Source organism: Pseudomonas sp. Z2-11 (genome assembly GCF_054161305.1).
In genome coordinates, this window is the sequence record NZ_CP096395.1 from 976,379 (window position 1) to 1,002,717 (window position 26,339).

Sequence of the window (26,339 nt, forward strand, 5' to 3'; positions counted from 1 at the left end):
GCGAGCCTGCTCGCGAAGGCGATTTCAAAATCACCGAAGCTCAACGCACCGTCGGCGCCGCAGGCAGCACCTGCTCACCCACACAAACCCCGCGTAACTGCGCCTCGAACTGCTCGATCACCGATGCCCAGCCCTGGCGACTGGCATGCTGGCGCGCATTGAGCCGCACACAACGCAAGGCCTCGCGCTCTTCCAGCAGCCAGCGGGCCGCGTCGCAAAAAGCCTCTTCATCCCCTGGCATCGCCAGCACGCCGTTATAGCCGTGACGGATGTGCTGCGCCGCCGCAGCCTGATCGTAGGCCACCACGCCCAGCCCCGAGGCAAGTGCTTCGAGCACGACGTTGCCAAAGGTTTCGGTCAGGCTCGGAAAGACAAACATGTCCCCGGACGCATAATGCGCAGCCAGCGCTTCGCCACGCTGTGCGCCGCAAAAGATCGCCTCGGGCAATAGCTGTTCGAGGGCGGGCCGCTGCGGGCCGTCACCGACTATCACCAGTCTGATTCGCCGTGTCGGGAAGGCGCTACTCAGCGTGTCGAAACTGCGCTTGAGCAGCCCGAGGTTTTTCTCCGGCGCCAGGCGTCCGACATGGATTACTGCAATGTCGTCCTCGCCCAGGCCCCACGTTTCACGAAGGTCTGTGGATCGTTTGGCTGGATGGAACAATTGGCTGTCCACGCCGCGGGACAGCAACGCCACGCGTTCGAAATGCCGGCGTTCCAGTTCCAGACGCTGGCTGAGGCTGGGCACCAGTGTCAGGCTGGAGCGGTTGTGGAACCAGCGCAGGTAATGGGTCAGCCCGCGACTTAGCAAGCCGAGGCCATATTGCTGGGTGTACTGCTGGAAATTGGTATGAAAGCCGCTGACCACCGAAATCCCCAGGCGCCGCGCTGCTCGTAGCGCGGACAAGCCCAGCGGGCCTTCCGTGGCGATATACAGCACGTCCGGGCGATGACGTTTCCAGCGCCTGAGCAACTTGTGCATCGACGCCTGCCCCCATTGCAGCCCCGGATACCCGGGCAAAGGCCAGCCCCGGCATAGCAGCAACTGCTCGTCACTGGCCAGGCCCTGGTCCCCGGCCTGGCGGGGGCGGATCAGTTCCACCCGGTGCCCGCGGGCACGCAAGCCGTCGTAGAGACGACCCAGGGTGTTGGCTACGCCATTGATTTCCGGCGCAAAGGTTTCGGTGACGAGGGTAACGTGCAGGAGTGTGGTCATGACCCCAGTGTCGACCGGGGCCATTTCGTCATTGTGACGCCAGGATGATGGATTTGTGACGGCTCAGCCCTGACGGGCCAAAGCGGTCTCGGCACCTTGTTCGCGCACCCAGAACAGCGTCGCCCCGGCCACCGCCGCCGGCATCATCAAAATGTTCACGAAGGGGATCAGCAACACCAGGTAAACGCTGCCGCCGAAGCCCAGGCTCTGCCAGCGTTTTTCCCGCAGCCAGGCGAGCATCTCGTTCCAGCCCAGTTTGTGGTTGTCCGCCGGGTAGTCGATGTACTGGATCGCCATCATCCAGATGCCGAACAGCAGCCACAGCGGTGCGGCGACGATATTGATCACCGGGATGAATGACAGCACGAACAGCCCCAGGGCCCGGGGTAGAAAATAGCCGAGCTTGCGCGCCTCCCGGGCCAGGGTACGCGGGATCATCGCAACCAGCTCGCCCCAACTGAACGCGGGGAAATCATCGGTGCCGCGAACCACTACCTCGACTTTCTCGGCGAGAAAGCCATTGAAGGGCGCCGCAATGATATTGGCGAGCATGGTGAAGCTGAAAAACACCATCAGTACGACAAGGACGACGAACAATGGCCAGAGCACGTAGCTGAGAAAGCTCAGCCAATCCGGCAACGACGGCATCAGCGTGTCGACCCACAGGCTGAACTGGTGACCGGCGAGGTAGATCAGCCCGACGAACAACACCAGATTGATCGCCAGCGGCAACAAGACAAACAGGCGCAGGCTTGGGCTCAGGACCAGTTTGAGTCCTTCTCGCAAATATTGCGGGCCGGACAGGACAGGGGCGGCGGGCATAGGTGGCTCCGAGGGTAGGTGGACGCGCCGACCTTACCGGCTTTGCTCGGTGCGCGAAAGCCACGACACTGTGTGTAACAAAGGTTTAGCGCAGGATCGCAGCTATCGGGAGCGCTGCCGCGGATAGAGCTCACCTATGAGCTGGATTGTTAAACCGTATTTCCTTAATCTTCGCTCCCTCGATACGCTGCACCCAATCTTTTTCAGGACTGTCGAACCAAGCCTTCCCCAAGTGCATCCACAGTCCTTTTTTATTCCCGCCGCATAGCCGGCGTTCCGGGCCGCAGGGTCCGGTCAACAGGAGCAGGTCATGTCTGAAGTCCGTCATTCGCGAGTGATTATCCTCGGTTCCGGCCCTGCCGGTTACAGCGCCGCGGTCTATGCGGCACGTGCCAACCTCAAGCCGTTGCTGATCACCGGCATGCAGGCCGGCGGTCAGTTGACCACCACCACTGAAGTCGACAACTGGCCGGGTGATGTCCATGGCCTGACCGGTCCGGCCTTGATGGAACGCATGAAGGAACACGCCGAGCGCTTCGAGACCGAGATCGTTTTCGACCACATCAACGCCGTGGATTTCGCCGCCAAGCCCTACACCCTGACCGGCGACAGCGCGACCTACACCTGTGACGCCCTGATCATCGCCACCGGCGCCAGCGCCCGCTACCTGGGCCTGCCATCGGAAGAAGCTTTCATGGGCAAAGGCGTGTCCGCCTGCGCCACCTGCGATGGTTTCTTCTACCGCAACAAGCCGGTCGCCGTGGTCGGTGGCGGCAACACCGCAGTCGAGGAAGCGCTGTACCTGGCCAACATCGCCAGCACGGTCACGCTGATCCACCGTCGCGAAACCTTCCGCGCCGAGAAGATCCTGATCGACAAGCTCAACGCCCGCGTCGCCGAAGGCAAGATCATCCTCAAGCTCAACGCGACCCTGGACGAAGTGCTGGGCGACAACATGGGCGTGACCGGTGCCCGCCTGAAGAACAACGACGGCAGCTTTGACGAGATCAAGGTCGACGGCGTCTTCATCGCCATCGGCCACACGCCGAACACCTCGTTGTTCGAAGGCCAGCTGGAGCTCAAGGACGGCTACCTGGTGGTCAAGGGCGGTCGCGACGGCAACGCCACGGCCACCAGCGTCGAAGGTATCTTCGCGGCCGGCGACGTGGCCGACCACGTCTACCGCCAGGCGATCACCTCGGCCGGCGCCGGTTGCATGGCGGCCCTGGACACCGAGCGTTACCTGGATGGCTTGCAGAACGTTTCGTTCTGATCCATCGGGCAATAAAAAACCGGCTTCGGCCGGTTTTTTTATGCCTGTCACATGACCAACGGGTGGATGCCGAGCCCTTGGACTGACCCCAAAATGTTGGACGGTCTACTGCCACATGCCCACGGATTGAGTCCTGTATTCCACAGGGCTTCGTCCACCGAGCTTCGATTTGATCCGCTCATGATTGTAATAACTGATGTACTCGTCCAGCCCTACATTCAGCTCTTCCAGATTTTCAAAGCGTTTGAGGTAGAAAAACTCGGACTTCAGGGTGCCGAAAAAACTCTCCATCGCCGCGTTGTCGAGGCAATTTCCCTTACGTGACATGCTCTGCTTTATGCCGCGTTCCTTGAGCGCATGCTGATAGCGAGGTTGCTGATACTGCCAGCCCTGGTCAGAGTGCAGCAGCAGATGAGACGGCCCTTGCAGGCGCTCGAAGGCCTTTTCCAACATTCCGGTCACCAAGGCAAAGCATGGGCGCGGGGCGGTTTCATAGGCGATGATCTCGCCGTTGTACAAATCCATTACCGGCGATAGATAGAGCTTCTTTGATCCGACTTTGAATTCGGTGACGTCCGTTACCCATTTCTGATTGGGCCGTTGCGCGACGAAATTACGCTCCAGAAGATTCGCCGCGATGGTTCCAACTTGCCCTCTGTAGGATCGATACTTTTTGGGACGCACCAAGGATTTAAGGCCCATGCGGTCCATCAGGCGCTGAATCATTTTTTCACTGACCGACTCTTTCTTTTGAAGCGCCAAAGCGATGCGGCGATAGCCAAATCGCCCTTCGTGCTGGTCGTAGAGGTCGCGGATCTTCGTTTTCAGCGAGGCATATTTGTCAGGTTTCTGAAGGGCGCTGACCTGGTAATAGAACGTGCTGCGGGCCAGATTGGCTAACTTCAGCAGACTGTCCAGAGGAAACCTGGATCTCAACGCCATTACGGAGATGGTTTTTTCCCGGGGCGACTCCTCTTCGAAGCCTCCCTTACCTCTTCGAGCTTTTTTAGGTAAGCGTTCTCCATACGTAGGTATTCGAGTTCGGCCTTCAGTTGCTCTCGGCTCTTCGAATCGTCCTCCACGGGTTGGGAGTGATCAGGGACAGGCGTTTTTTTGGGCATGACAACAGCCTTTTTTCTCTTGGGTACGATCAGGGCAGGAAGACCGCCACTGTAGTACTGCCGCTCCCAAATGCCCACCTGCGAGGACTGACCGAGCCCGAACCGCGCGGCGACTTCCCGATGTGAGAGCCGCTCTTTTTGCATGCATTGGATGACTGAGCGTTTAAAGGCCGCGCTGTAATGGTGACCATGCGATTGCAGCCCAGCACTGTCTCGAGCCTGATAGGTGGCGACCCAGCGCCGAAGCAGGCTGTAGTCGATCAAGTAGCGGTGAGCTACCTTTCGAAAGCCTTCATTGCCATTGATATAAGCCTCAATGGCCGTAATTTTGAACTGAAGAGAAAATTTGCCCATGGAAACACCGCCAAAAGTCAGGTTAGTGTCTAACTTTTGGGGTGCAGTCCACCTTGTGGGAGCGAGCTTGCTCGCGATGACGGTGTGTCAGTCAACATAGATGTTGGCTGACCTGACGCTATCGCGAGCAAGCTCGCTCCCACAAGGGCTGTGTGGACAAGGGGACCGTATTCAGGCCAGTTCCGCCAGGCACGCTTCCAGGATGTCCAATCCCTCTTCCAGCACCGCCGGCTCGGTCGTCAACGGCGCCAGCAGCCGAATGATGTGCCGGGATTTGCCGCTGGGCATCAGCAGCAAGCCCGAATCCCGTGCCGCCGCCAACAATTGCGTCAGTTGAGCCGACGCCGGGGTGCCATCGGCGTGGGCCAGTTCGATGCCGCGCATGGCGCCCACTCCGGTCAACCGCCCCAGATAGGGGGACAGCCCGCGACGGCGCCAGGATTCGTAGCGGCTTACTATGGCCTCCTCCTGGCGCGCCCCCCAGGCCCGCAGGTTCGTGTCGGTCATCTCGTCCAGGGTCGCCAGCGCGGCGGCGCAGGCGATAGGGTTGCCCGAGTAGGTGCCGCCGAGGCCGCCCTTGGGCAGGTTGTCCATCAGGGCCTTGCGTCCCATCACCGCCCCCAGCGGGACACCGCCGGCGATGCTCTTGCCCAGCAGAATCAGGTCCGGTTCGATGCCCAGCCGCGAAAACGCAAAACGTTGGCCGGTACGGCCGAAACCGGACTGGATCTCATCGATGACCAACACGATGCCCTTGTCGTCACAGAACTGGCGCAGCGCCTGGGCGAAGGTCACGTCCATCGCCAGGAAACCGGCTTCGCCCTGCACCGGCTCGACGATGAAACAGGCTACGTCGTTTACGTCGATCTCGACGCTGAACAGCCGGTCCATGGCTTTCAAGGCTTCGGCACAGGTCACGCCGTTGTCCTGGCTGGGATAGGGCAGGTGATAGACCGGTCCGGGCAGGACACCTACTTTCTGTTTGTAGGGCGCAACCTTGCCGTTGAGGTTGAGGGTGGCCAGGGTCCGGCCGTGGAAGCCGCCATCAAACGCGATCACGGCGGTGCGCCCCGTGGCGCCGCGGACGATTTTCAAGGCGTTCTCCGCTGCCTCGGCGCCGCTGTTGGTAAGCATGCCGCTAACCGGATAGTCCACCGGGATGAATCTTGCCAGGCGCTCCATCAATTCGAGATAAGGCCGGTGCGGCGCGGCATTGAACGCATAGTGGGTCAACCGGGTGGCTTGCTCGCGAATCGCCTCGACGACACGCGGATGACAGTGGCCGAGATTCAGCACGCCGATGCCGCCGACAAAATCAATGTAGCGCTTGCCATCCGTGTCCCAGACTTCGGCGTTTTTTCCATGGTCGAGGCTGACGGGGTGAACGAAGGAAATCGATTGGCTGATGCTTTCGCGGCTCATGGATGACGGCTCGGAGGAAGGAAGATTGCCTTTATCTAAGCCGCGAGGAGAGGTGCCCGGCAAACGAAATAAAGTTGCCGGGTCAATCATAAAAGTCGGGATGTGGATAACTGTGAATCTTGCCAGAATCGCTTCTGTGGCGAGGGAGCTTGCTCCCGCTGGACTGCGAAGCAGTCCCAAATCAGCAAGTGCGGTGTATCAGTTGCAGCGGCGCGGGGCCAGCGGGCTACTTCGTAGCCCAGCGGGAGCAAGCTCCCTCGCCACAAGAGCGGGACGGTCAGCGCCGTTGCAGCGGCTGCGCCTCGAACTTCACGCCGGCGAGACCATGGACCATCAACGCGCGGATATTGCCGTGATCGCTGCCCTCGGGCGTGGCCAGCACCGAACGGTAATGCTCGCCAAACGCCAGGAGTGCTTCTTCATCGCTCAAGCCTTCAAGCAACGCCAGGCCCAGGGTCTTGCACGAACCTTCGTTCTGCCCGGCGGCGTTCTCGACGCCACCGTTGTTGAAAGCCTGGGGCTGGTAATCGTAGCCATCGGCGACAAAGGCCAGGGTATCGGCGAAAACATGTTCGCCACTCTTGAGGCTGGCGCGGAAGGTGTTCAGGTCAGGCATCGGGAGTTCCTTTGGCGAACGCCGCTTGCTGTTCGGCGCTGGCTTCTTTCTGGTATTGAGCTTTCCACTCGGCATAGGGCATGCCGTAGACGACTTCGCGGGCATCGTCGAGGCTGACCTCGACCTGACGCTCGTCGGCGGCAGCCTTGTACCACTTCGACAGGCAGTTGCGGCAGAAACCGGCGAGGTTCATCAGGTCGATGTTTTGCACATCCTTGCGGCTGTCCAGATGGGCAACCAGCCGGCGGAAGGCGGCGGCTTCGAGTTCGAGGCGTTGTTGATCGTTCATGGGAGTCTCTGCGAGACAGCTTCAAGCGGCGAGCTTCAAGCTGCAAGTGGGTTTGCGGTGTTCAGGCTTGAAGCTTACCGCTTGAAACTTTTGGCTGCTACGAAGCAGCACGGCTTGCCGCGAGGGTAATCGACACTGACTCGGCGAAGCGCAAGGCGTGCGGCTTGTCGACTTCGACCTCGGCGTACAGCACCGACTCGTTGGCCATGACCAGGTCCAGCAACTCCTGGGTCAGGCGTTCGAGCAAGGCGAAACGGTTGCCCTCCACATGGGCGATGATTGCCTTGGTGATGGTGCGGTAGTTCAGGGCGTGGTCGATGTCGTTATCGCGCACTGCCTCTTGGGCCGCGTAGAGGATGGTCAGGTTGATCAACACATCCTGCTTGTTGAGGATCTCGTCCTCGTTGATGCCAATGAACGTACGCAGGCGCAGGTCCTTGACCTTGATGCGCGCCATGGCGGGCTGAAGTTGTGGCATTTATTGGCTCCGTCGAATCAATTGCAGGAACTCCTGGCGCGTGGTGCTGGACTCGCGAAAGGCGCCGAGCATCACCGAGGTGTTCATCGTCGAGTTCTGTTTTTCGACACCGCGCATCATCATGCACATGTGCTGGGCTTCTATCACCACCGCAACGCCGGCGGCCTGGGTGACCTGCTGCACCGCGTCAGCGATTTGCCGGGTGAGGTTTTCCTGGATCTGCAGGCGACGGGCGAACATATCCACCAGCCGGGCGATCTTCGACAGCCCCAGGACCTTGCCCGTAGGAATATAAGCCACATGGGCCTTGCCGATGAAGGGCAGCAGGTGATGTTCGCACAATGAATAGAGTTCGATGTCGGCAACGATCACCATTTCATCGCTGTTGGAGGCGAACAGGGCGCCGTTGACGATCTGTTCGATGCTCTGTTCATAGCCATGGCAAAGGTACTGCATGGCCTTCGCGGCCCGCACCGGTGTATCAAGCAGGCCTTCGCGTTCCGGGTCTTCGCCCAGGCCGATCAGGATCTCGCGGTAATGCTCGGGCGACAGGGCCATTGCGCTTCCTCGGAACAGGATTATTTGATGTGCCGCCCACCGTTGACGGTCAGGGTCGTGCCGGTGACGTAGGGGTTGTCCAGCAGATAACGCAGGCTCTGGTAGATCACTTCACTGCCTGGCTCGAAACCCAGCGCGGATTTGGCCAGGGCCTTGGCCCGATAGGCTGAATCGTCGTCGGGATTGAACAGTAGCAGGGCCGGGGCGATACCGTTGACCTTGATGGCGGGTGCGTATTTTGCCGCAAACGACAAGGTCAGGCTCTCGAGCCCGGCCTTGGTGGCGCAATAGGCGATGTGCCGGCTGCTGCCCTTGCGGGTCACGTCATCACTGATGTGCACGATATCGGCCGGCACCGAGCGTTGCAGCAGCTCGGCGCACTGCAGGTTGATCAGGTAAGGTGCGAGCATGTGCACGCCAAACATCGCGCCGAAGGCGGCCGCCTCATCGCCTGGGGTTTCCGCCAGCCAGGCCGAGGCGTTATGCACAATGGCGCGTAGCTGGTCGGTGTGCTGCTTGAGTTGTTCGATGAAGGCGAGGATTCCCGCTTCACTGGAAAAGTCGGCAAACAGCATCGTGGCCCCTGAGTCCCGTAGCGTCTGCACGCCCGGGCGTTCGGTGCGATAGGTGGCGATGACCGGTTGCCCGTCTTCCAGCAACCGACGGGCGCAATGCAGGCCGACACGCTGGGCTGCGCCGGTGATGAGGATCGGAGCGGTAGGCATGGGGCGGCTCGGTTTGCGGCGGAAGCAAAACTATAACAGTGCCGGATACCGTGTACCTATTGGCAACCGATCCAGTGAATGCATTGCCAATTTCACTGTGGGAGCGAGCCTGCTCGCGAAGGCGTTGGTCCAGCTGGATTCAATCTGGCTGGCAGGCCGCTTTCGCGAGCAGGCTCGCTCCCACACGAAGTCCTGCTGCATTAATGGTTCTGCGTCGCCGGCACTGGTCGTTGCGGTGCGCCGGCGAGCCAGTTCGCCAGCAAGTGGGTCGATAACGGGATAAACAGATAAACCATCAGCGGCGTCAGGATGAGCGTGCTGATCAGCACCCGGCTCAACATGCCCAGTTCAACCAGTAATGGCCCCAGCAGGAAATTGAACAACAACGAAACCGGAAAAAACGCCAGCCAGATAGCCACCGCCTGTTTCCAGCGCGGTGGGCGCTGGTTGACGGCGCCGAACCAGCCGTCGATGCCGCGCACCCGGTGTTCGGAGGGATGGGCAAACAGCTCGCTGCCGCGTCCCAGCCAAGCCGTACGCGAGGCCGAATGTTCCCATGCATGCAAGGTCTGCTCATCGGCGAAACGGAAGATGATCTGGAATTCGTCGTCTTCGGGCGGCGGCGCAAGTACGCCTGAGCCCAGGTAGCCGGGGAAGTCGGTCGCCAGTTGCTCGCCTTCGCGCAACCAGGCGATCAAGTCCTGATAGCGGCCATTGGCGACGCGGCGGGCAACCATCAACGTGACGGGTGAGGCAGACATTTTGTATCTCCATGTTACGGTTGCGGCACTCCGGGTAGGAGATTCGCTTGAAGAACGGCCCGAGGGTAAGGGGGCGGCGTTCGATGCCTGAAGGCAAGCAAGGATTATTCCTTGTAGGATAAAAAACTACAAATTCGAATATGGTTCGCCATCTCCCTTGTAAAGACATCCCCGGTGAGGAGTAAACTGGGATCCAATTCGAGCCGGGTAAGCCTTCGGAATGAGCGTGATCATCGAAGAGAACCTTGCGTTTCAGGCCTCCGTGGCTTTGAAAAGCGAGGACTTGTTTCCCATCCGCGAAGTGGCGCGGGTGACTGGCGTGAATCCGGTGACCTTGCGCGCATGGGAGCGGCGCTACGGCCTCATCCAGCCCACACGCACCGAAAGCGGGCACCGCCTGTATTCATTGGGCGATATCGAAAAGGTTCGCAGCATTCTCGCCTGGATCGAACGCGGGGTAGCGGTGAGCAAGGTGGGGAAAATTCTCGCCAGGACCGAGTCGGTCCAGCCAGCCTCCAGGTTCATTTCGCCCGATCTGGTGCGCGCTGATTGCGCCCAGTGGCAACAGCTTGTGGCTGAAGCAGTCGGCAACTTTGACGATGTGGAGCTGGATCGGGTCTATGGACAGATTTTTTCCAGCTATACGGCACCGGTCGTCTTCCAGGACATCCTGATGCCGCTCTGGCGAGCATTGCTCCAACGCCAGCATGAGTTCGGGCAGACCAGTGAGTGGCTGTTTTTCGACGGTTTCTTGCGCTCGCGTGTCATGCAACGACTCTTGCTGAAGCGCGAAACTTCGTCGCGCCGGGTCCTGGTCAGCGCCATAGCTGGCCAATGCCGGGAATTGGAGTTGCTGGTCACGACGCTATTCATCTCCAGGGCGGAGGTGGATGTCAGGCTCATGGCTGTCGGCCAACCCTTTGACGAATTGACCCTGATTTGCCAGAAGATCAAGCCATTGGCGCTCGTGCTGGTTTCCAATCATGCGCCGGCCGCGGAGCTGCCCAAGCGGCTGAACAGGCTGGCGATGAGCCTCGATTGCCCGGTCATGCTCGCCGGCGATGCGTCCGACCTGGCGCAGGAAAGCCTGGCGGGCTCTTCCATCGCTTGCCTGGGAAATGAAGGCATGCTGATGCGCCAACGCTTGCGTCAATTTCTGGCGGGTAACCTGGACACTTGAATGGCTTGCTAGGATTTGTACGAAAAGTCGCCGATCGTCGCGCAGGCACTTTTCGTACAAAGCCTAGAGGTGCATCGCCGGATGGGTCAGACGATGTTGCTGGAGGATGTACTGACGCAGGCGCTCGGTTTCGTCCTGGTCATGCTGATTCAGATGGTAGGCGTACAGGCCCTGATCGGTTTCCCGTTCGAACGTACCGCGAAGCGAAATTCTCTCGTAGCCTGAAGGGCTGAACCACAACGCGAACTGTTTTGGCGGTTTGGTGCGGTTGCGAATTTCCAGCAGAACGCCCTTGCAAGATACCTCGTGCACCCATAAAGGACCTGGCTGACCCTTGGCATTTTCCAGCGCAACCGGTGCCTGGAGCGTCAGGCGCCATGGGCGCACCTTTGGTCCATCCTCATAGATGCTCGGCACACCCAGGCGCAGGTGCATGGCATGGAATTCGTCTTCCACCAGATGCAACGGAAAGGTCATCTGCTGGTTTTCGAAATTGGCTTGTAACGTGACCTGCTCGTTTGCCGCCAGGCGCGTCAAAAGGTCACGGATCTGCGACCCACCGTTTACCAGCAAGCTCGACGTGACATCCCGCTCGTTCAACTGCGGGCTATGCTGCATGGTCCGGATGAAATCCAGCTCATCCTGGGTAAGAAGGGCGTCGCGCTGCATACAGTGCTCGAAAAATATGTGCGAGTTCACGGGTGATTGTAGTGACTGACCATTAATTCGCCGTTTTGTTTGCGCCGTTCGTCGCATCCAGGCGCGCAATGGTCTCCCGTGCTTCAGCCAACTCCTTTTCAAGCTGGGCGATTCGCTGTTGAGCTTTCACCTGGATTGTCACGTCCTTCTGCACACCGACGAAATAAGTGTGCCCGTCAGCCTGGTTTTTCACGGTCGACAACGACAGCTCATTCCAGAACGGCGTGCCGTCCTTGCGATAGTTGCGAAGGACCTGTCGGCATGATCCGCCTTGCTTCAAGGCCATGCGGATGTGCTCCAGGGCCGGTTGATCGCGATCGCCGGACTGCAGGAAACGGCAGTCCTGGTAGAGGATCTCGTCGCGGCTGTAGCCGGTCAGCCGTTCAAACGCCGGGTTTACATAAATCAGGATATTGTCTTCGTCGCCTTCCTTTTCGGCGATGACGATCCCGTCGTTCGAAGCGCTGATCACTAACTGCATCAAGTGAGCATTAATCATGAGGCCTCCAGCCATCGTCATCCCTGCGTGCGCTGCATTCTAGAAGAACTCTGGGCGATGTCTACTTGCCATTATCGGTTGTTGAGAATCAATCCCGGCATCACTGTTCAGCCTGCTACCATTGCGGCTCTTTAATTCCGCTTCAGGATCAGATTGATGAAAGTCGCCATCCTTTCCGGCTCCGTATACGGCACCGCCGAAGAAGTCGCCCGGCATGCCGCCAAATTGCTTGATGACGCCGGTTTCCAGACATTCCACAATCCGCGGGCAACCCTGGCGGATATCCAGGCGTTTGGCCCGCAGGCGTTGCTGGCCATAACGTCCACTACCGGCATGGGCGAACTGCCGGACAACCTGATGCCATTGTATTCGACGATTCGCGACCAATTGCCCGCGTCGTTTCGCGGCCTGCCCGGTGCGGTGATCGGCCTCGGCGATGCCAGCTATGGCGATACGTTCTGCGGTGGTGGCGAGCAGATGCGCGAATTGTTCGCCGAGCTGGGCGTGCATGAGGTGCTGGCCATGTTACGTCTGGATGCCAGTGAGAGTGTGACGCCGGAAAGCGATGCCGAGCCCTGGCTGGGCGAATTGATCGCTGCATTGCGCCATTGATGGAGGAGCGGCCGGCACTGATCGCGGATGTTCGCCTGATGACCCGCTCGGTCAGTAAGCTGGCTGCCAATGCAACTACCGGCCCTGGCGGAGCTGACTAGACTGGTTTTCTGTTCATGGAGGTTGGATACGCCTCCACCATAACAAGAAGCCAGAGGTCATAACCGTGAGCGTGACGCCCATTCAATCGACACCCGGCATCAAGGACCAGGTCAGCGCCGCGGAATGGCAAACCCGCGTCGATCTTGCCGCCTGTTACAGGCTGGTCGCGCTGCACGGCTGGGACGATCTGATCTTTACCCATATCTCCGCCAAGGTCCCCGGCACCGAAGATTTCCTGATCAACCCGTTCGGGTTGATGTTCCATGAAATCACCGCGTCGAGCCTGGTCAAGGTCGACCAGGCCGGCAACAAGCTGATGCCCAGCCCCTACGAGATAAACCCGGCGGGTTACACCATTCACAGTGCGGTGCACGAGGTGCGGCACGATGTGATGTGTGTGTTGCACACCCACACGGCCGCCGGTGTCGCGGTATCGGCGCAAAAACAGGGCGTCCTGCCGATCAGCCAGCAATCGCTGTTCGTGCTGTCGAGCCTGGCGTATCACCCTTACGAAGGGGTCGCCCTCAATCCTGAAGAGAAGGCCCGCCTGCAAGCGGACCTGGGCGACAGTAATTTCCTGATGCTTCACAACCACGGTCTGCTGACTTGTGGCGGCACCATCGCCGATACCTTCCTGATGATGTTCATTTTCCAGCGAGCCTGTGACATCCAGGTTCTGGCGCAGACCGGCGGCGCTGAGTTGATCGCCATCGAGCCTCAGGTGCTGGCCGGTGCCCGGGCGATGGTTGCCGGGGTGACCCGAAGCGCCCAAGGCATGGGGGGCGCGCTGGCCTGGCCGGCCTTGCTGCGCAAACTCGACCAGCAAGATCCGGGTTATAAAAGCTGATGCCCATGGTCCAGATTCCGCTGCGTATCTGGCGCCAGCGCGGACAGACCTTCATGTTTCGGGGTCACGCTATCCGCTATTGGGTGGCGGGCCACGGCGAGCCTCTGCTGTTGATCCACGGGTTCCCGACCGCCAGTTGGGACTGGCATTACCTGTGGCAGCCGCTGGCGCAGCGTTACCGGGTGATCGCCTGCGACATGCTCGGTTTCGGTGACTCCGATAAACCCGTGGGTCACACCTATAGCCTGTTGGAGCAGGCCGATCTGCAGCAAGCGTTGCTGACGCATTTGAATGTGACGCAGGGAGTTCATGTGCTGGCCCACGATTATGGCGACAGCGTGGCCCAGGAGTTGATTGCCCGGCACAGCGAGGCGCGCGCCGACGTCGCCAGTTGTGTCTTTCTCAATGGTGGACTGTTCCCCGAGACCCATCGTCCGGTGCTGATGCAGAAGTTGCTGCTCAGCCCCTTGGGTTGGCTGATAGGCCGGGCCTTCTCCAGGGACGGGCTGGTGAAGAGTTTCCAACGGATTTTCGGCCCCAGGACCTGCCCGACCGAAAGCGAGATGGATGATTACTGGAGCCTCGTCGAAACCCATCACGGGCCGCGGATCATGCACAAACTCATCGCCTATATTCCCGAACGACGGGTGCAACGCGACCGTTGGGTGCAGGCGATGCAGCGCGGCGAAGTGCCGTTGCGGGTCATCGACGGGGCAATCGATCCGATTTCCGGTGCGCATATGGTGGCGCGTTACCGCGCCTTGATTCCGAACGCCGACACGGTGCTGTTGCCTGACATTGGTCACTATCCACACACCGAGGCACCTGTTCAGGTACTCAAGCATTACCTGGCATTTCGCGAAATCATCGCGGCGCCGATCAGGCAAATGGCCTGTTCATGACCGATTGCCTGGCATCATCCCCTCACCTTATCGCCCACCATTCACTCTGAGCCCAGTTGATTGTGGCCTGCCGACTTGTGCCGGACACTCGTGGCAATGTCCTATCGGCCTGCTGGAGTTCTGCCCATGAGTGAATCTGTGCGCTTCGAAGATAAAGTCGTGATCGTCACGGGAGCCGGCGGCGGCCTTGGCCGCGCTCATGCGCTGCTGTTTGCCCGGCAGGGCGCACGCGTGCTGGTGAACGATCTCGGCGGGTCGGCGCAGGGGGAGGGCGCCAACGCCTCGGCAGCGGATCGGGTGGTGGCAGAAATCCGTGCCGCCGGTGGTATTGCCGAGGCCAATCATGACTCGGTCACTGACGGCGACAAGCTTGTGCAAAACGCCCTCGACGCGTTCGGCAGGGTGGATGTGGTCGTCAATAATGCCGGTATCCTGCGCGACAAGACCTTCCATAAGATGGACGATGCCGACTGGGACCTGGTTTACCGTGTCCATGTCGAAGGTGCCTATAAAGTCACCCGCGCCGCCTGGCCGCACCTGCGCGAGCAGAACTATGGACGAGTGATCTTCACCGCCTCCACGTCCGGCATCTATGGCAACTTCGGCCAATCCAACTACGGCATGGCCAAGCTTGGCCTGTACGGCCTCACTCGCACCCTGGCTATCGAAGGTCGCAAGAACAACATCCTCGTCAACGCCATCGCCCCCACCGGCGGCACCCGTATGACTGAAGGCCTGATCCCGCCGCAGGTATTCGAACAACTCAAACCTGAACTCGTCAGCCCGCTGGTCGTGTACCTGGCCAGCGAAGCCTGCCAGGAAACTTCCGGATTATTCGAAGTAGGCGGCGGCTGGATGGGCAAGGTGCGCTGGGAGCGCAGCCTCGGTGCCGGCTTTGATCCGCGCGAGGGGTTTTCACCTGAGGACGTCGCGGCTCACTGGCAGCAGATTTGCGACTTCGAAAACGCAGTCCACCCGAACGACAACCTGGAAGCTTTGAAAGAGATGATGGCGAACCTGCAGCGTCACGCCATTTGAATCGCGTCCCTGGGCACGTTGTCGCCAGGCGCGGCACCGCGCTCAGGGGAAGTACTTCTGCACCAGGGCCGCGAGATTCGCGGCGGTCTCCATGTCCATCACACCGTCATGTTTCGCAGGACGGAAATGCAACTGGAAGGCGCGGACCAGGCGTTGGAACCCAACATTGGTCGTCGCGGCCGACGTATCAAAACCATACCTCCTGAACAGACCGAGCAATTGCTCGCGGGTCGGCACGCCGCTGATTTGATAGGCCTGCAGGAAAGCCTTTTGGGCGTGGTCATCAAACCAGGCGCCGATACCCTTGAGATACAACATATGCCACGGAAACATCGGGCCAGGATCACTCTTGCGCCCGGCGGCGATATCCGAGTGCCCCACTACGTTTACCGGACTGATTTCCGAATGGCGTTTGAGGATATCCGTTGCCAGGTATTCGATCGCCTCGATTTGCTGGGGCGCATAAGGCGGAAAGGTAAATTGCCCTTGGTTGTCCGTTGCCAGATTGACGATTTCGACCCCGATCGAAGTATCGTTCAGGTTGCTGCGATTACCCCAACTACTCACCCCGGCATGCCAGGCCCGCTGGCTCTCGTCCACCAGATTGAAGATCTGCGGCTCCTTGAAACCCGCCTTCAAATAGGTAGGGTCGGCAAAGTCCGGGATGAGGTAATGAGCACTCACGGACGGGCCGGTCAAAGCGTTTATCGAAGAGGCGAAGTTGCCGGCGGTGTAATGGAAGACTAGAAAGCGAACGCGACTGTTGTAGCCTTTTTTTGAACGATGGGTTGTGTTGTTTATTAGCATTATCAAATAACTCACTGGTTAATAATCGAAGCGAAGCGCTGCGATTGAATTTCAGCGTAACAGATGAGTTATTTAAGCGTGTGTAGTGGGTTTCGGGCTTTGTTGTAGGAATGGGTTCGTTAATGAAAGGGGCGAATCTATTGGGTGAGCTGTGGAATACGCCTGGTGATCCTTAATGACCGAAGTAGGCAGCGTGACGGTAACGCAAAAAAACCGACAAAGTATTACGTGTCAATTTTTCTTGCGGGATTCTGATTTTGTACCAAAGATCCAGTCGGCTATTAAAGGCCGTCGCCAGATAGAGAGGCAACGGCCTGAGACCAAGTTAGATCAAGTGCTTTCGGCGTATCTTTTTTCCAATACGAATTTCGGTGCTTTCCAGTTTGGTCCCTTTAGGCATAGACCTTTTTCCCCCCTTGTCAGTATTCCCGCCTCGAAAAGGTTCTTATAAGTTATTTCAAGCTCCCCGTGTTGTATTAGCTCACGCTTGTGGCGCCTGATCATCATGTCTAAGTGCGGAGAAGCCTTCAGTAGCGCAAAGACCGTGACGATCTCTTCCAAAGACTCGTTCTTAACGATCTGCTCGACAGTGCTCATTGCGACATCTCCTTCAGAAGCTTCTGATAATCTCTTTCATCCTGTAGTCCCGCTTTGGCTAAGGCGTCGGAGGTATAAAGTAATGACTCGTGATCGTGGACTTTAAAATCTTCGAGTGTCGCGGTATGTGCATTGTTCCAAGCGGGTGAGCTTTGCTCGGGCGAGAAGTCGTCAGCCAGCCCGAGGTTTCGAAATCTTTCGAGTTCTCTGATCTCATGAGTGTAGTACCGCCGATCTGTATCGGTGATATTGATATTGCCACTCAGAATGTTTTCAAGCCGTACGATCATCACATCGTTCGCATCAGATTGGTTCAGCCGAGAGATATGCAGTTTTACGGCATCCAAACCGTCCTGAGTGACGGTCGCCGTGCTCCAGTCTAATTCCACAGTAGGCCCTCCCGCCTGCTCCGGATTGAAGTTGCGTCCACTGTGCTCACCTTTGGTGGTAGCACCCTCGTAAGGACTGTTGAAGACGGTATAGATCGGTGGAATGCCCGAGTCAGCTGGAAACACTGTAACGAACCCACCAAAACGGTAGAGATCAAACTCCGGGTGCGTATCGGTTCGTCCAGTTACCGCCACTGGCGTCGCGCCGGTATAAGGGATCATGTTCGGCACGCTGGCGGGCAGCGATGTCGATGCGCCGTCCGGCTTCACTATGGGCGTCCAGATAATGTTGCTGGACGCAGCATCCGGGCTTACGGACCGGTAAAAGTTTCCCAGCGGATCAAGCGTGGCGAGCCGTACGGGGACCTTGGAGAATGTCGATGCACTTTGGGTGCTTGTTACGACGTACTCCGTTTTTTTGCTCGTTGTTCTGGAGCCAATGATGAGGGGCAGGATGATCTCACCCTGTACTGCTGCGATTGCCTGCAGATCGTCGGAGTTGTCTGGCGAGAGTTCGGAAAGGGGGACGCTCAAGGCATAAAGGTCGCTATTTCCCAGTTCCGATGAGTAAAGCAACGCCGCGAACCCCGCCAAAGCTGGCACTGTTACCGCTGTGAGCGATTCGATAGCCATGGCGACCGCGGTCCTTAGCGCAGTCTGGATTGCCAGCGTCGTTGCCGGGCTTGTGGCCACAGTGTTGCCGGCCATGGCGAACACTGGACTGGCTGCCGCGCCTACCATGGGCAATGCCCGACCAGACAGGGCTTGGCCTAACGCTTCTGCCTGGGTCGCACGCCGGATCTCGGCTTCGGCTGCTTTGCGAGCCTCTTCCTCGGCCTGGCTGTTGGCTTGCGCCTGGGCTTTTGCCTGCGCAGCGGTTTCCTCCGCCGCGAGTCGTGCTTGTTCTTCAGCGGCGTATTTAGCTTCGGCTTCAGCGGCTTCACGTGCCGTCTCAGCGGCCACACGTTGGGCTTCGGCTTGAGCAGCGGCCAGCGCTTTCGCCTGGGCCTCTGCGACGACTTTATTCTGCGCGGCCAAGAGGGCCTCAAGGAGTTTCATCTGTTCGGCAAGAAACTTCGCCTGGTAAGCGGCGGCGTAAGATACGTTCCATTTGGCAATGGCGTCGGTATAACCCCTTTGCCCTCCGCGACCACCTACGAGTTCAAAGCCTTTATGAGGGGGGTGCCCAGTCATGTGGGACAGCGGATCATAACCATAGTAAAGATTGGCGCTGGTTATTTGTTGTTGATGGTCTGCCCTGGTTTTGGAAAGTTGCTGGTCAAGGGTTTGTAACTCAATATCGTAAGCGGCGGTTTCCAGTGGGGCAGCAGCCCGAACGGCTGCTCTTGTATTCGCAAGTTCGGCATCGGTTATGTATGTAATATTCTGGATGTTTTCCGTAAAACATTCTTCGACCGACTCATTGCTTTCAATAAGCCATTCAAACGCGTAGTCAACTGCGTCGAATCCACGGTCGGAGTGGTCCGGGCCCGATACGCCCCCTACGCCAAAACCAAAGCCATGAGACGACGTAGGCGTGCGGGGTATACCTCTATTTACAACGATGTTCTTTTCCTGCGGCATGTCGAGGTCCTTTCGAATCGAATAATGGAAACTCATGTCGGTATTCATGAATCCGTGCATGGTCATAGGGATCAGTGCCATCCGTGGCGACGACGAAGACTATAAATTCAAACGCTTTAGCCAGACAGGTAGGCCTTTCCGACAATGTTGTAGGAAACAAGAAGTTCCACCACGGAAATAACCCGGAAATAAAAAAGGCCGCTGCAAAACGCAGCGGCCTAAACGTGACGTTGTAAAGGAGCTACAAATCAACGTCAGTGGACACGGGGACGATGGATTGATGCGCAATCCATCCGAATGACGGTGCGCCAGGCGCGAGGGACGCCTGGCGGCTTGCGCTTGCAGGCCCGTTGTCCCGCAAGCCCGGCCAGCATAGGGATGGGACGTTTTCGGAAACAGCCCGGATCCGGACATGCACTGTTGCAGTGCATGTAACAGTGCAGGCGCAGCGATGAAAATGCACGCCGTTGATAACCTCTCATCCAGTCCGTTCATGCACCACGCAAAGGCCCGGCCCGCATGGGCTGTCATCCTTTGGAGGTACATCGCGAATACCCCCTTGGTGCGCTTATCGCCCATGACGTGGGGCAGTAGGGTGGAGGCTCTGTCACTCACCGGGGAAGACGCATGACAACAATAACAATGCGCGCCATCTTCAAGCCGCAGGCGCTGGCCGTCGCGGTGGCCTTGGGTTGCTGTGCCCAGGCGCAGGCCGTTTCATTCAACATTGGCGAAATCGAGGGGCAGTTCGACTCCTCGCTGTCGGTTGGCGCGAGCTGGGGCATGCGCGATGCCGACAGGGATCTGGTCGGCACCGTCAATGGCGGTACGGGCCAGTCTTCCACCGGTGACGACGGCCGATTGAATTTCAGGAAAGGCGAGACCTTCTCGAAAATCTTCAAGGGCCTCCACGACCTCGAACTCAAGTACGGCGACACCGGCGTGTTTGTCCGTGGCAAGTATTGGTACGACTTCGAGCTCAAGGACGAAAACCGCGAGTTCAAGGACATCAGCGACAGTAACCGCAAGGAGGGCGCCAAGTCGTCGGGGGCGCAGATCCTCGATGCCTTCGTCTATCACAATTATTCCATCGCCGACCTGCCGGGCACGGTACGCGCCGGCAAGCAGGTGGTCAGTTGGGGCGAAAGTACCTTCATCGGCAACTCCATCAACAGCATCAACCCGGTGGACGTGTCCGCGTTCCGTCGCCCGGGAGCGGAGATCAAGGAAGGCCTGATCCCGGTCAACATGCTGTTCGCCTCCCAGGGCTTGACCGACAAGCTCACCGTCGAAGGTTTCTACCAACTGGAGTGGGACCAGACGGTTGTGGACAACTGCGGCACTTTCTTCGGTAACGATGTGGTCGCCGACGGTTGCACCGACGGCTATACCGTAGGCAGCCCGGCGATTGCGCCGTTCGTGCCGTTGACCACCGCGTTCGGCCAGGGCATCCAGGTGACCAGCGAAGGCGTGGTCATCCCCCGTGGCGGTGACCGCGATGCGCGGGACTCCGGCCAGTGGGGCACGGCGTTGCGCTGGCTCGGCGATGACACCGAGTACGGCCTGTACTTCATGAATTACCACAGCCGCACGCCGACCGTTGGTACCACTACGGCGGGGCTCTCTACGCTGGCTGCGTTGCCACGGATGGTCGCGACTGCAAACGCCATTGCCCCTGGCAGCGGCGCGGGCCTGGCGCAAAGCGTGATGTTGGGGCGCGGTGGGTATTACCTCGAATACCCTGAAGACATCCGCCTGTACGGCGCCAGTTTCTCCACCACGTTGCCGACTGGCACGGCGTGGACCGGCGAAATCAGTTACCGCCCCAATGCACCGGTACAGGTCAATACCAACGACCTGACCCTGGCCTTGGTGAACCCGATCGCCGGGGGCGCCGCGTCACCGATCGCCACTTCGCCGGGCGCGGACAATACCGGTTACCGCCGCAAGGAAGTGACCCAGGTGCAGAGCACCCTGACGCACTTCTTCGACCAGGTGCTGGGCGCCGATCGCCTGACCGTGGTCGGTGAAGCAGCGGTCGTGCATGTCGGCGGTCTCGAATCGAAGGACGAGCTGCGTTATGGACGCGATTCGGTCTACGGCCAGTACGGCTTCAACGGCGACACCGACGGTTTTGTCACCTCGACCTCCTGGGGTTATCGCGCCCGGGCGATTCTCGACTATTCCAACGTTATCGGCGGGGTGAACTTCAAGCCCAACCTGTCCTGGTCCCATGACGTGGCCGGCTATGGGCCCAACGGTCTGTTCAACGAAGGCGCCAAGGCGGTCAGCGTGGGTGTCGATGCCGATTACCGCAACACTTACACCGCCAGCCTGAGCTACACCGATTTCTTCGGCGGCGATTACAACGTTCTCGAAGACCGCGACTTCCTCGCGCTGAGCTTCGGCGTGAACTTCTGATCTGGCTGACAAGGAAAACCCAATGCGCAAGATGATCCTGCAATGCGGTGCCCTGGCCCTGAGCCTGCTGGCCGCGAACGTGATGGCGGCAGTCTCGCCGGAGGAAGCCAACAAACTGGGCACCAGCCTCACCCCGCTGGGCGCGGAAAAGGCCGGCAACGCTGATGGCTCGATCCCGGCCTGGACCGGCGGTATCCCGAAGAATGCCGGTGCCGTGGACAGCAAAGGCTTCCTCGCCGACCCGTTCGCCAGCGAAAAACCGCTGTTCACCATCACCGCCGCGACCGTGGACAAGTACAAGGACAAACTCTCCGAAGGCCAGGTCGCGATGTTCAAGCGCTACCCGGAAACCTACCGGATTCCGGTCTACCCGACCCACCGCAGCGTTGGCCTGCCGCCGGAGATCTATGAGGCGGCCAAACGTAGCGCACTGAACGTGAACGCCATCAACGACGGCAACGGCCTGGCCAACTTCACCGGCAACCGCTACTACGCGTTCCCGATTCCCAAGACCGGCGTGGAGGTGCTGTGGAACCACGTCACCCGCTACCACGGCGGCAACCTGCGGCGCGTCATCATCCAGGCCACACCGCAGACCAACGGCAGCTTCACGCCGATCCGCTTCGAAGAAGAGATCGCCGTGCCGTTCCTGATCAAGGACGCCGATCCGGAAAAAGCCAGCAACGTACTGACTTATTTCAAGCAAGAGGTGACGGCCCCGGCGCGCCTGGCCGGTAACGTGTTGCTGGTGCATGAAACGCTCGACCAGGTGACGGAGCCGCGTCTGGCATGGATCTACAACGCCGGCCAGCGTCGCGTGCGTCGTGCCCCGCAAGTGGCCTATGACGGCCCGGGCACCGCTGCCGACGGCTTGCGTACTTCCGACAACTTCGACCTGTTTTCCGGCGCCCCGGATCGCTACGACTGGAAGCTGGTAGGCAAGAAGGAAATGTACATCCCGTACAACAGCTACAAACTTGATTCACCGAGCCTCAAATACGATGACGTGATCAAGGCCGGGCACATCAACCAGGACCTGACGCGCTACGAGCTGCACCGGGTCTGGGAAGTAGTGGGTACGGTCAAGCCCAGCGAGCGGCACATCTACGCCAAGCGCCACATGTACATCGATGAGGACAGCTGGCAAGCGGCACTGGTGGACCACTATGACGGGCGCGGCCAGTTGTGGCGCGTGGCCGAAGGGCATGCCCAGTTCTATTACGATCATCAGAACCCGGGCTACACACTCGAAGCGCTCTACGACATCATCGCTGGCCGCTACATTGCCCTGGGGATGAAAAACGAAGAGAAGCACGCCTACGTCTATGGGTTCGAGGCTCGGGCAGCCGACTACACGCCGGCAGCGTTGCGGTCGAGCGGGGTTCGCTAGATCGTCTTGGCAAAATACCCGTGGCGAGGGAGCTTGCTCCCGCTGGGCCGCGAAGCGGCCCCAAAGCCCTCCAGACCCTGAGCAAAACCAATGACCGACAGCTGAGCTGCCGGTCATTTTTTTATGAGCCGCAATCAGCGCGCTGAATATTTCTCCTAAGGTGCTCGACACAGGTCTAGGGTGATGGAACAACAATAAAAGGGACCTTGCACAATGACCGCCATGACCCCGTGTCCGGACCGTCCCGGGCTGCTGCCGCGCCTGTCTTCGACGCATGTGCCACGCCGGTCCTTGAGCGAGTCGTTGCTGGCTTCCGAGGCGCGGGTAAAGCTGCTTTACGCACCGGCGGGCAGCGGCAAGAGCGCGTTGTTCGCTGAGTGCTTCCTGCAAGCGCCCCCGGGCTGCCGGCTGCATTGGCTGCCGCTGGGGGGCGCGGCGATGGATGTCGCGCAATTCTGTGAGTGCCTGGCCCAGGCCCTCGGATTGCCGGTGATCGATGAGGCGAGCCTGCTGGCTCACCTGGCACGGTTGCAAACCCCGACATGGTTGTTCCTGGATGATTATTGCCGGGTGCCCAATCCGGCACTCGACCAATTGCTCGACCGCTTGCTGAACACCAGCAGTCCGGCGCTGCATCTGTGGCTCAATGGCCGTCGCCGCCCGCACTGCAATTGGCCGCGCTTGTTGCTGGACGACGAGCTGCACGAGTTCGACGCGCAAGCCCTGGTTTTTACCGCCGAGGATGTTCAGCAATTGCTCGGGCATTTGCCCGGCCCACTGGCAGCACGCACCGCCCGCGAGGTGGTTCAGCGCAGTGGTGGCTGGTGTGCCGGGGTGCGCTTCGCCTTGCTCGAACGTTGCGAGTGGGCGCGGAGCAACGCTTCGTCGGGGCGTGCCGGGACTTTGCCCGACTACCTCGAATATGAGTTGTTTGGCGCCTTGTCCCCGGAGCTGGCGCAGGCCTGGCGCGTGCTGGCGCATTTGCCGCGCTTCAATGCCCGGCTTTGCGAGCATCTGTTCGGCGATACGGTGGGGGCCGAATGCCTTCCCTTGCTGCTGGACCTGGGATGCTTCATCGAGCCGTGGGCGCAGTCTTCGGAATGGATGCAGATTTTCCCTCCGCTGGCCCGCCTCGTGCGGGACGAGCCCTGGCCCCAGGCGCGCTCCTGGCACCGGCGGGCCTGCCAATGGTTCGCCGCCGAGCAGGATTGGCCGATGGCATTCGAACAGGCCATGCAAGCGGGGGAGTTCGAGACCGCCGTGAGTGTCCTCCAGCATCTGAATTTCGAGCATGTCTTGCAGGGCAACAACGTCCAGCTGTTATTGAGCCTGCATGACCAGCAGGACGAGGCGTTGTCCCTCGGTACGCCGCAATCGGTGGGGCTGGTTACCGCAGCCTTGCTGTGTGCCGGACGTTTCGCCGAGGCCGAGCGGTGCATCGAGCAATTGGGCAGGTTCGCGCCACAGCCGCTGGCCTGCCGGCAGCGAGAACTGATTGCCCGCTGGCAGGTCTTGCGTGGTTGGCTGCTGCATCTGGACGGCGAGGGCGAACCGGCGCGTGAGCATTTCCTTCAGGCCGAAGCCGGCCTCGAACCGCACGCCTGGGCCCTCAAGGTGCTGTGCCTGATCGGCCAGACGCAGCAGGCACTGCTCAAAGGTGAGCTGGCGTCCGCGCAATGGATCAACCGTCAGGCGCTGTGCCTGGCCCGGGCTCATGGCTCGCTGGTGTTCGAAGGATTGCTGGAACTGGATCACGCCCAGGTGCTTGAGCAACGCGGCGCGCCCCATCGGGCGGATCATTTGTTGAGCGCCGTCCAGGTGCTGCTCGACAAGCCCGGCCAGGACTTTTCCGCGTTGCTGGGACGTATCGCCCTGCGACGTGGGCGCCTGGCGTTACGCATGGGATCTGACGAGCAGGCCGCCGAACACTTTCAAGCCGGCCTGGAGGCGGGCCTGCGCAGCCAGGACAAACAAGTGCTCTACGGCTTTCTCGGCAAGGCTTGCCTGGCGGCCAACCGGGGTGACTATGGCGAAGCCTTCATGCAACTGCGCGACGCCGAGCGGATCATGCAGCAGCGACACATCCCCGACACGGTCTATCGCGGCGTGCTGCTGCAAACCAGCTGTCAATTCTGGTTGCAGCAGGGGCGCCCGGAGCTTGCTCATGAAGTCTTGACCCGGGTCTTGCGGCATTTCCACGGGCCGCAGGCCAAGCAGGCGCCGCCAGCGACCCTGGAGCTGATTCCGCGTCTTGAGTATCTGCTGGTGCTGGCCGAGGTCTACCTGCATCGGGCGCATGAGCCGCAGGCTCGCCTGCAGGCGATGATCGCCCAGGCACGACAGCGCGAAATGCACGCATTGGAAACGGAGTTGCAGTTGGCGCTGGCCGAGGTCGTCTGGTTGTCCGTCGACCGCACTTCTCTTGGATTGATCGCGCCGGAGGCGCTCAAGCAAGTGGCCTGTTGGCGGGCGCAGCAGGCCTTGAGTGAGCTGCGTATGCGCCAGCCTGAACTGGTGCACTGGATGCAATCTCAGGAGCGGATCGAGCTGCCGGGACGCGCGGCGGAAGAAACGCTGCTCAGCCAGCGCGAACTGGAAGTACTGGAACTCATTGCCCAGGGCCATTCAAACCAGCAGATCGCCGAGCGCCTGTTCATCTCGCTGCATACGGTGAAAACCCATGCGCGGCGGATCCATAGCAAACTGGGCGTACAGCGGCGGACACAAGCGGTCGCAAAAGCGAAAACCATGGGCGTGATGAGTTAGCCAATATCCTGCTGGGCTGATGACTCCGACTCATACCCCATTCGCCGGCTCACGGCCCGGGTCGCGGTCAACAGGCGCTGCGCCGCCGGGCCGTTTTCGTCGGCGTGGAACAGCGATGCCGGACCCACAATGGTCATGACTGCCGCCACCCGGCCCATGGCGTTGAATATCGGCGCGGACAAGGCATCAATGCCGGGCATCAACAAGCCATGCACATGGTGCAGGCCGCGACTGCGGATCTGCCCCTGCAAGGCGGCATAGACATTGTCATCGGCCAAGGCGTGGTCGGTGGCGTCGCGCACCTCCTGTTCGCGCAGCTCGATGGTCTCGCGCTCCGGCAGGTAGGCACTGAAAACCAATCCCGTGGATGAGCTGAGCAACGGCAGGACCGAGCCCAGTTGCGTCACCACGGTCACGGCCCGCACGGCGGGTTCGATCCGCACCACGGTCGCGCCGTGATTGCCCCACACCGCGAGAAAACAGGTTTCGTTCAAGTCGTCGCGCAGTTCGGCCAAGGGCAGGGCGGCCACTTGCAGCACATCCATGCCGTTGAGCGCCGCCAGCCCTACGCGCAAGGCTTCGCGGCCCAAACCGTAGTGGTTGGTTGCGCTGTTCTGTTCGGCGAAGCCACTCGCGATCAGGGCTTGCAGGTAACGATGAACCTTGCTGGCCGGCATCCGCACATGTTCGGCCAGGCGTGACAGCGAGGTGGAAGGGGATAACTCGGCCAAGGCCTTGAGGATGTCGGTGCCGACCTCAGCGGAGCGGACTTTCTGTTTACCGTTGCTGGGCGGGTTTTCCATGGAGGTTCTGGTCCGGAAGCGAATGGGCGTCTTTATAGCTTGACGGTGGTCGCCGAGCAAATTACGTT

Annotated in this window: 25 protein-coding genes; 9 read left to right on the forward strand and 16 right to left on the reverse strand. The window is 59.8% G+C overall.

Going from position 1 to position 26,339, the window contains the following annotated elements; genetic code table 11:
- Positions 1 to 40: 40 nt before the first annotated feature.
- A complete protein-coding gene (locus M1E16_RS04200; protein ID WP_458129274.1) occupies positions 41 to 1,240 on the reverse strand; it encodes a glycosyltransferase family 4 protein in 1,200 nt (399 codons plus the stop codon).
- Positions 1,241 to 1,279: 39 nt separating this feature from the next.
- Entirely contained in the window at positions 1,280 to 2,038 is a 759-nt protein-coding gene (gene cysZ / locus M1E16_RS04205; RefSeq protein ID WP_434569783.1) for a sulfate transporter CysZ, read from the reverse strand.
- Positions 2,039 to 2,348: 310 nt separating this feature from the next.
- Between cysZ and trxB the strand changes: the two genes are divergently transcribed.
- On the forward strand, positions 2,349 to 3,311 hold the full coding sequence (gene trxB, locus M1E16_RS04210) for a thioredoxin-disulfide reductase (protein ID WP_212799028.1): 963 nt from the start codon (positions 2,349 to 2,351) through the stop codon (positions 3,309 to 3,311).
- 105 nt (positions 3,312 to 3,416) lie between these two features.
- On the opposite strand, the gene M1E16_RS04215 is transcribed toward trxB, so the two are convergent.
- The 8 genes from M1E16_RS04215 to M1E16_RS04250 all read right to left on the reverse strand — a co-directional run bounded on the left by M1E16_RS04215 (position 3,417) and on the right by M1E16_RS04250 (position 9,635).
- Positions 3,417 to 4,786 (reverse strand): IS3 family transposase gene (locus tag M1E16_RS04215; RefSeq protein ID WP_458129275.1). Its coding sequence is split into 2 segments (ribosomal slippage): positions 3,417 to 4,310 and positions 4,313 to 4,786, totalling 1,368 coding nucleotides; the frame shifts between segments, so codons are not numbered across the junction.
- Between the two features lie 171 nt (positions 4,787 to 4,957).
- Positions 4,958 to 6,208 (reverse strand): 2-aminoadipate transaminase, encoded by a 1,251-nt coding sequence (locus M1E16_RS04220; RefSeq protein WP_434626059.1) that lies wholly within the window; start codon positions 6,206 to 6,208, stop codon positions 4,958 to 4,960.
- Positions 6,209 to 6,485: 277 nt separating this feature from the next.
- Positions 6,486 to 6,824: a HopJ type III effector protein gene (locus tag M1E16_RS04225; protein WP_305496755.1), complete on the reverse strand. Its 339-nt coding sequence runs from the start codon at positions 6,822 to 6,824 to the stop codon at positions 6,486 to 6,488.
- On the reverse strand, positions 6,817 to 7,113 hold the full coding sequence (locus tag M1E16_RS04230; protein ID WP_305496754.1) for a DUF1244 domain-containing protein: 297 nt from the start codon (positions 7,111 to 7,113) through the stop codon (positions 6,817 to 6,819). Before M1E16_RS04230 ends, M1E16_RS04225 begins: the two co-directional genes overlap by 8 nt.
- A gap of 97 nt (positions 7,114 to 7,210) precedes the next feature.
- Positions 7,211 to 7,591: a dihydroneopterin triphosphate 2'-epimerase gene (folX, locus tag M1E16_RS04235; protein WP_014340149.1), complete on the reverse strand. Its 381-nt coding sequence runs from the start codon at positions 7,589 to 7,591 to the stop codon at positions 7,211 to 7,213.
- Entirely contained in the window at positions 7,592 to 8,149 is a 558-nt protein-coding gene (folE, locus tag M1E16_RS04240; protein ID WP_458129276.1) for a GTP cyclohydrolase I FolE, read from the reverse strand.
- A gap of 20 nt (positions 8,150 to 8,169) precedes the next feature.
- Positions 8,170 to 8,874: a dihydromonapterin reductase gene (folM, locus tag M1E16_RS04245; protein ID WP_458129277.1), complete on the reverse strand. Its 705-nt coding sequence runs from the start codon at positions 8,872 to 8,874 to the stop codon at positions 8,170 to 8,172.
- 200 nt (positions 8,875 to 9,074) lie between these two features.
- Positions 9,075 to 9,635, reverse strand: coding sequence for an antibiotic biosynthesis monooxygenase (locus M1E16_RS04250; protein WP_434653654.1), 561 nt, complete (start codon positions 9,633 to 9,635; stop codon positions 9,075 to 9,077).
- 220 nt (positions 9,636 to 9,855) lie between these two features.
- Between M1E16_RS04250 and M1E16_RS04255 the strand changes: the two genes are divergently transcribed.
- Entirely contained in the window at positions 9,856 to 10,815 is a 960-nt protein-coding gene (locus M1E16_RS04255; RefSeq protein ID WP_458129278.1) for a MerR family transcriptional regulator, read from the forward strand.
- Positions 10,816 to 10,878: 63 nt separating this feature from the next.
- Here the strand turns inward: M1E16_RS04255 and M1E16_RS04260 are convergent, their stop codons facing one another.
- On the reverse strand, positions 10,879 to 11,484 hold the full coding sequence (locus M1E16_RS04260; RefSeq protein WP_434695827.1) for a hypothetical protein: 606 nt from the start codon (positions 11,482 to 11,484) through the stop codon (positions 10,879 to 10,881).
- Between the two features lie 52 nt (positions 11,485 to 11,536).
- Positions 11,537 to 12,013: a PAS domain-containing protein gene (locus tag M1E16_RS04265; RefSeq protein WP_305501358.1), complete on the reverse strand. Its 477-nt coding sequence runs from the start codon at positions 12,011 to 12,013 to the stop codon at positions 11,537 to 11,539.
- A 156-nt stretch (positions 12,014 to 12,169) separates the two neighbouring features.
- Here M1E16_RS04265 and M1E16_RS04270 point away from each other — a divergent pair, with 156 nt between their 5' ends.
- The 4 genes from M1E16_RS04270 to M1E16_RS04285 all read left to right on the forward strand — a co-directional run bounded on the left by M1E16_RS04270 (position 12,170) and on the right by M1E16_RS04285 (position 15,514).
- The gene (locus tag M1E16_RS04270; protein ID WP_434626049.1) at positions 12,170 to 12,625 is read left to right on the forward strand and encodes a flavodoxin; all 456 of its coding nucleotides are present in this window, start codon (positions 12,170 to 12,172) and stop codon (positions 12,623 to 12,625) included.
- Positions 12,626 to 12,791: 166 nt separating this feature from the next.
- Positions 12,792 to 13,574, forward strand: coding sequence for a class II aldolase/adducin family protein (locus tag M1E16_RS04275; protein ID WP_434569773.1), 783 nt, complete (start codon positions 12,792 to 12,794; stop codon positions 13,572 to 13,574).
- Positions 13,574 to 14,476, forward strand: a complete 903-nt coding sequence (locus M1E16_RS04280) for an alpha/beta fold hydrolase (protein ID WP_458129279.1) — start codon at positions 13,574 to 13,576, stop codon at positions 14,474 to 14,476. Before M1E16_RS04275 ends, M1E16_RS04280 begins: the two co-directional genes overlap by 1 nt.
- A 126-nt stretch (positions 14,477 to 14,602) precedes the next feature.
- Positions 14,603 to 15,514 carry an SDR family oxidoreductase gene (locus M1E16_RS04285; protein ID WP_434569771.1) on the forward strand — a complete coding sequence of 304 codons (912 nt, stop codon included), beginning with the start codon at positions 14,603 to 14,605 and terminating at the stop codon, positions 15,512 to 15,514.
- A gap of 42 nt (positions 15,515 to 15,556) precedes the next feature.
- On the opposite strand, the gene M1E16_RS04290 is transcribed toward M1E16_RS04285, so the two are convergent.
- The 3 genes from M1E16_RS04290 to M1E16_RS04300 form a co-directional block, all read right to left on the reverse strand.
- On the reverse strand, positions 15,557 to 16,321 hold the full coding sequence (locus tag M1E16_RS04290) for an N-acetylmuramoyl-L-alanine amidase (protein ID WP_458129280.1): 765 nt from the start codon (positions 16,319 to 16,321) through the stop codon (positions 15,557 to 15,559).
- A gap of 330 nt (positions 16,322 to 16,651) precedes the next feature.
- On the reverse strand, positions 16,652 to 16,918 hold the full coding sequence (locus M1E16_RS04295) for a hypothetical protein (RefSeq protein WP_434695822.1): 267 nt from the start codon (positions 16,916 to 16,918) through the stop codon (positions 16,652 to 16,654).
- Positions 16,915 to 18,939 carry an S-type pyocin domain-containing protein gene (locus M1E16_RS04300; RefSeq protein ID WP_458129281.1) on the reverse strand — a complete coding sequence of 675 codons (2,025 nt, stop codon included), beginning with the start codon at positions 18,937 to 18,939 and terminating at the stop codon, positions 16,915 to 16,917. The genes M1E16_RS04295 and M1E16_RS04300 overlap by 4 nt, the downstream gene beginning before the upstream one ends.
- Before the next feature lie 579 nt (positions 18,940 to 19,518).
- On the opposite strand from M1E16_RS04300, the gene M1E16_RS04305 reads away from it, so the two are divergent.
- The 3 genes from M1E16_RS04305 (at position 19,519) to M1E16_RS04315 (ending at position 25,468) form a co-directional block, all read left to right on the forward strand.
- A complete protein-coding gene (locus M1E16_RS04305) occupies positions 19,519 to 21,312 on the forward strand; it encodes a DUF1302 domain-containing protein (RefSeq protein ID WP_434673559.1) in 1,794 nt (597 codons plus the stop codon).
- 22 nt (positions 21,313 to 21,334) lie between these two features.
- Entirely contained in the window at positions 21,335 to 22,702 is a 1,368-nt protein-coding gene (locus M1E16_RS04310; protein WP_434626043.1) for a DUF1329 domain-containing protein, read from the forward strand.
- A gap of 213 nt (positions 22,703 to 22,915) precedes the next feature.
- Positions 22,916 to 25,468, forward strand: coding sequence for a LuxR C-terminal-related transcriptional regulator (locus M1E16_RS04315; RefSeq protein ID WP_458129282.1), 2,553 nt, complete (start codon positions 22,916 to 22,918; stop codon positions 25,466 to 25,468).
- Here M1E16_RS04315 and M1E16_RS04320 read toward each other — a convergent pair.
- Positions 25,465 to 26,271, reverse strand: coding sequence for an IclR family transcriptional regulator (locus M1E16_RS04320; protein WP_458129283.1), 807 nt, complete (start codon positions 26,269 to 26,271; stop codon positions 25,465 to 25,467). The two genes, M1E16_RS04315 and M1E16_RS04320, sit on opposite strands and share 4 nt — an antisense overlap.
- Positions 26,272 to 26,339: the final 68 nt, after the last annotated feature.